Genomic DNA, 4,389 nt, shown 5'->3' on the forward strand with positions numbered 1-4,389 from the left:
TTTTTGAAGTTATTTTTGTTAAAATTAAAATTTAACATTCTCTTTATAGTCGATGAAACAAAGCCTCTTTTTTGTTTTGACGTGATTTTTAGCTCTAAAGTATTAATGTCGTTTAAATCAAAATCCTTAATTTGATCGAGGCTTAGCCCTAGCTCCTTTAAAAGACGGGGGTTAGGATTAGCTATCGTGAATTCAAAGGCGGCTATCGTGTCCGTATCCAGTATCTGCTCTATGCCCTCTTTTCTTGCGATATGTTGCAGAATAAAGCCGTCCAGCTTGTCTTTGAATACCCATTTTATGTATTTTTCAAAAACAGATGGAGAAAAGCCCTCCTGATTATTTTGGTATATGATTATATCGTGTGCAAAATCCCAATATAAATAGCTTTGCTCCAAAAGAGCCTCGTCGCCTCTTAGCTTCAAGCAGCTTACCTCGCCTGTAGTTTCGTTTTTTATTTCCGGGAGATAATCCTTTCTGAGTTTTTGAAAAGAAAAGATATTGTCGTTTATCTTGTATAAAAACGCCTTATTGTCGCCCATATCCATTAGTTGATGATCTAAAGAAAAACCCTCGGCAAAGAAGTCTTTAAACGCATCGCCGTATAAACCTACGTTAAATTTCTTTTCTACCTTATAAAAATAAAATTTTATATTTTTGGTTTTATTCATTTCTAGCCTTTTTCTCAAAACCTCTTAGAATTTATAGAGTACGATCCAACTACGCGCCCTATGATTTCGATGTCTAAATTTTCTTGAATTACTATGAGAGCATAATCTTTGTTGTCGCTAATCAACGATAGATATGGGCGCTTTTTAAATCGTTTGATGAATAATTCGCCGTCATATCTGCAAACATAAATAGCACCCTCTATCGCCTCTTGCCCGTCGTGGCAAAATACTATCAGATCGCTTTCGTGTATAGTAGGCTCCATAGAGTTACCAAAACAAGGAATTATCCCTATCGTGGCTTTTGGGCTTACGTTAAACATTATCCTCAAATCTTCCGGGTTAAACGGGAGCAAATCATACTCGCCTAAGTCGCCGTTTTGAGCGCCGAAGCCCGCCGAGACTACGCCGTTTTTAAAAAATGGAACATAAATCGTATTTTCGCTAGTTGATGAAATTTGCTCTACGTTAGGACTCTCTATTTCATTGTTTAGCCAGTATTCGACGGGATAGCCTGAAAATTTAGCAAGCTTTGGCAGATATTTCTTTGTTTCCTTGCTGCCATTTTGCCATTGACTTATTAGTGATTGCGAAACACCCAGAATGCTAGCTAATTCTACCGTATTTATCCCCCTTGTGGATAGAAGCTCATTGATCTTTTGACCGAAGGTTTTCATTATGATCTCCTTATAAAAAATTACTTTTTGTAATATTCTATAATTTTTAACTACGAAAATCAAATTACTTTAAGTAACGTTTAATCTAACTAATAGTAATATAGAGTTATGAAAAAGATTACATATAGAAATAAGCTAAAACAATTTTTACGTAAATTTTATAGCTCTGACGGAACGATTTGCGTCTATTTGGCAGGAACAAACGACAAAAAGCCCAATGGGGATGTAAGATTTGCTGCTTATAAAGAGCTTAAACACCCATACGATAAGTGGGGCACTAATCTCCCGTCATATATCAAAGAACAAGACGAAAAGGCTGCTCAATGACCGCAGACCTTGTTTTTGCCATCGGCGGAATAATCGCGCTTTGCGTAGGGATTTGGAGAGTAGGACGTGAAGCTAAAACGCGAGATTAAAAAACTTAAGCGCGCGATAAAAAAGCTTCGCGAGGAGGTCGATAAGCTAGGCGGAGGAGCGAGCGCGATCGGTTTCATTACGGAGGATTACAAAGATGATGAGGAGGAAGATATCCTCACGGAAATTAGATGCAGAAAGGATAAAAAATGCAAACGACGTTAAACGCCGATGAAAAAAAGGCTGAAAACAAGCGCTTTTTAAAATCGCTTAAAAAGATAATGACGGAGCTAGACAAACGCTCAAGCAAAAAAGACCAAGCTAAGATGGTAGAAATGATTATTTCTTATTTCGATCTAGATGGATATCTGCATCGTTAAGCTTACTCATGGCGTCTTTAATACTTTCAGCGATAGTATTAAACGCTTCCGCTACCATTTTAGGAGCATCCTCCGGTCTTGATCGGAGCATTTCTGCTTGTATTGCGAGTTTGGTTAGCTCTAAAACTATCTCTTTGTCCGTCATTTAAATCCTTTGCGGTGAATTTCTTAGCTTGGCGGCGGAATTCTACGAAGGATTTAACTGAAAGTCAAATTTAAGGAAGCAGGATATGAGACATTCATTTAACACCGACGTAGCAGAGCGCTACGGACTTCAAGAGGCGATATTATTGGACTGGATAGTTTTTTGGCTAGTAGAAAACGAGCGCAACGAGCGTAACTTCTACGAGGGCAGATGCTGGGTTTTTAACTCCGCTAAAGCACTTGCGGAAAAATTCCATTATTTAAGCCCGAACACCATCCAAAAAACGTTAAAAAGGCTAGAGGACGCAGGGATAATCATATCAGGGAATTTTAATAAAAATAAGTTTGATCGCACGAAGTGGTATAGCATCGCAGACGAATATCGCTACTTACTTAAAGAGCATAGAAGCGACGCTGAAAATTTAAAAGAGGATACTAAGCAAAATCCACAAAGCGAGGACGCGAGTGGAGTAAGCCAAAGCGCGAGTGGATTCAGCCAATCGGCGAGTCCATTCAGCCAATCGGCGAATGTATATAAATTAACAAACACACCTACAGAAGAAAATTCAAAAGAATTTCAAACGGATAGCTCGCTATCGCTCGCTAATGCGCGCACGCGAGAAGCGAATGCGCAGAGTGAGATTTCGCAAAAGCGCACGGACGATTTTTCGCAGAGTAATAATTTCTCGCCTCCCGTCCAAAATCAAGAACCCGCAAAGCCTAAAAAATTTCAAAAACCTACGATCGAGCAGATCAAGGGGTATTGCCTAGAGGTAGGTAAAAATATCGACGCGGAGGCATTTTTTGATTTCTACGAAGCCAAAGGCTGGGTGGTAGGGCGAGCTCCGATGAAAGACTGGAAAGCTGCAGTGAGGAACTGGGCGAAAAACGAAAGCCAGTTTCTGCGACGCAAGGTTGGTTCTGACGGACAAGAGGTGGGCTCAATGGGGCTACCGTTATCACAAGTGAGCGAAGCGGGGCAATGGAGCATGAAAAATATGGCAAACCTTGCCGAATACTACAAAGCACAAGGAAGATGAGATGAAATTTGAGGAATTCAGCCCCTGCTTTTCGGCTATGTGCGAATACTACGGCGGAAAATTTGGAGAGGGCATAACAAGGCTGTATTTTGAAAGCCTAGAGCACTACGACATCGAGGATTTTAAAAAGGCTTGCAGAAAGATCACGACCACCCGCGTCTATCCTACAATGCCGAAAATCGCCGAATTCGTAGAGGCGATAGAGGGTAGCATAGATGAACGAGCGGTAGAGGCTTGGGATGAAGCGATGAACGCTTGTGCCAAATACGGACCATATCGCAGCGTGAGCTTTGAGGACGAAGCTATCAATCGCGCCGTAAGTCACATAGTGGGGGGCTGGGATAAGATCAACAACTGCGGGCTAGACGAGCTAGTGTGGGTCAAAAAAGAATTTCTAAGCGCATACAAAGCCTATGCCGGCAAAGAGCTAGCAAGGACGCGCCTAAGAGGGATAGGCGAGCTTTCGGGCTGCAAAAGCGAGGGGGTGCATCTCATAGGCGAGAACAAAAACGTTTCACTGCTATAAATGGCGGCGATAGAGAGCGGCGAGAAATCTGTAGAGCAAATTTTTCAGGATAGAGAAATGGCGAAGCTAGAAAACAAGAGCGCGCCGAAGCTCGAAAACAAACAAACGCCCGCAAACTCCGAGGGCTTTACAAAGCTACTTGAAAAGGCAAGGGTGAGGTCAGTATGAGACTATCCAAAGCGAAGTTTGAAGCTTTTAAAAATTTCCTAGCCTACGAACACCCTATGTGTCAAATTTGCGCCAAAGCTCCGAGCGTTGAGCCGTATCACGTGAAATTCGGACGCTACGGAGCGGACAAGGACGATAGAAAGCTGATCGCGGTATGTAGAGCCTGCCATCAGTGGTGCCACGCGCACAAGCACGAAAGCATAAAAAAATACGAGAGGCTGGCGGATGAGAATTGGGCGAGATTTAACAATGCCGTTTAAACGCACGCAAACGGCTCAAATTTCAACGAACGACACTCGGGTAAATCCAAGACTAACCCCAAGGGTTAAACGCCTTGTAGGCTCTGCAAATGAGTTTTAAGGCATAAAGCACAAAATACCATCTAAAACAATCATCCGCTAAATTCATCTTTTCTTGTTATTCTAAAAAGAGAAT

General features: G+C 41.8%; 8 protein-coding genes. 5 read left to right on the forward strand and 3 right to left on the reverse strand.

What is annotated here, in order from left to right:
• Window positions 1-668: DUF6731 family protein (locus tag Q0620_RS04420; RefSeq protein ID WP_298783372.1), on the reverse strand; the 668-nt coding region annotated here is incomplete at its 3' end.
• Between the two features lie 14 nt (window positions 669-682).
• The gene (locus tag Q0620_RS04425) at window positions 683-1,342 is read right to left on the reverse strand and encodes an XRE family transcriptional regulator (RefSeq protein WP_297963675.1); all 660 of its coding nucleotides are present in this window, start codon (window positions 1,340-1,342) and stop codon (window positions 683-685) included.
• 108 nt (window positions 1,343-1,450) lie between these two features.
• On the opposite strand from Q0620_RS04425, the gene Q0620_RS04430 reads away from it, so the two are divergent.
• Together Q0620_RS04430 and Q0620_RS04435 are read left to right on the forward strand one after the other, a co-directional pair.
• Window positions 1,451-1,669, forward strand: coding sequence for a hypothetical protein (locus Q0620_RS04430; RefSeq protein WP_297963677.1), 219 nt, complete (start codon window positions 1,451-1,453; stop codon window positions 1,667-1,669).
• Between the two features lie 66 nt (window positions 1,670-1,735).
• Window positions 1,736-1,921, forward strand: a complete 186-nt coding sequence (locus Q0620_RS04435) for a LapA family protein (protein ID WP_298783374.1) — start codon at window positions 1,736-1,738, stop codon at window positions 1,919-1,921.
• A 114-nt stretch (window positions 1,922-2,035) separates the two neighbouring features.
• On the opposite strand, the gene Q0620_RS04440 is transcribed toward Q0620_RS04435, so the two are convergent.
• Window positions 2,036-2,221 carry a hypothetical protein gene (locus tag Q0620_RS04440; RefSeq protein WP_297904328.1) on the reverse strand — a complete coding sequence of 62 codons (186 nt, stop codon included), beginning with the start codon at window positions 2,219-2,221 and terminating at the stop codon, window positions 2,036-2,038.
• 85 nt (window positions 2,222-2,306) lie between these two features.
• On the opposite strand from Q0620_RS04440, the gene Q0620_RS04445 reads away from it, so the two are divergent.
• From Q0620_RS04445 to Q0620_RS04455, 3 genes are all read left to right on the forward strand, one after another.
• The gene (locus Q0620_RS04445; RefSeq protein WP_298783375.1) at window positions 2,307-3,260 is read left to right on the forward strand and encodes a hypothetical protein; all 954 of its coding nucleotides are present in this window, start codon (window positions 2,307-2,309) and stop codon (window positions 3,258-3,260) included.
• A gap of 1 nt (window position 3,261) precedes the next feature.
• On the forward strand, window positions 3,262-3,786 hold the full coding sequence (locus tag Q0620_RS04450; protein WP_298783376.1) for a DUF6475 domain-containing protein: 525 nt from the start codon (window positions 3,262-3,264) through the stop codon (window positions 3,784-3,786).
• A gap of 164 nt (window positions 3,787-3,950) precedes the next feature.
• Window positions 3,951-4,214, forward strand: a complete 264-nt coding sequence (locus Q0620_RS04455; RefSeq protein ID WP_298783377.1) for a hypothetical protein — start codon at window positions 3,951-3,953, stop codon at window positions 4,212-4,214.
• The last annotated feature ends 175 nt before the right edge of the window (window positions 4,215-4,389 follow it).

It is taken from the genome of uncultured Campylobacter sp. (genome assembly GCF_938017615.1).
GTDB lineage: Bacteria > Campylobacterota > Campylobacteria > Campylobacterales > Campylobacteraceae > Campylobacter_B.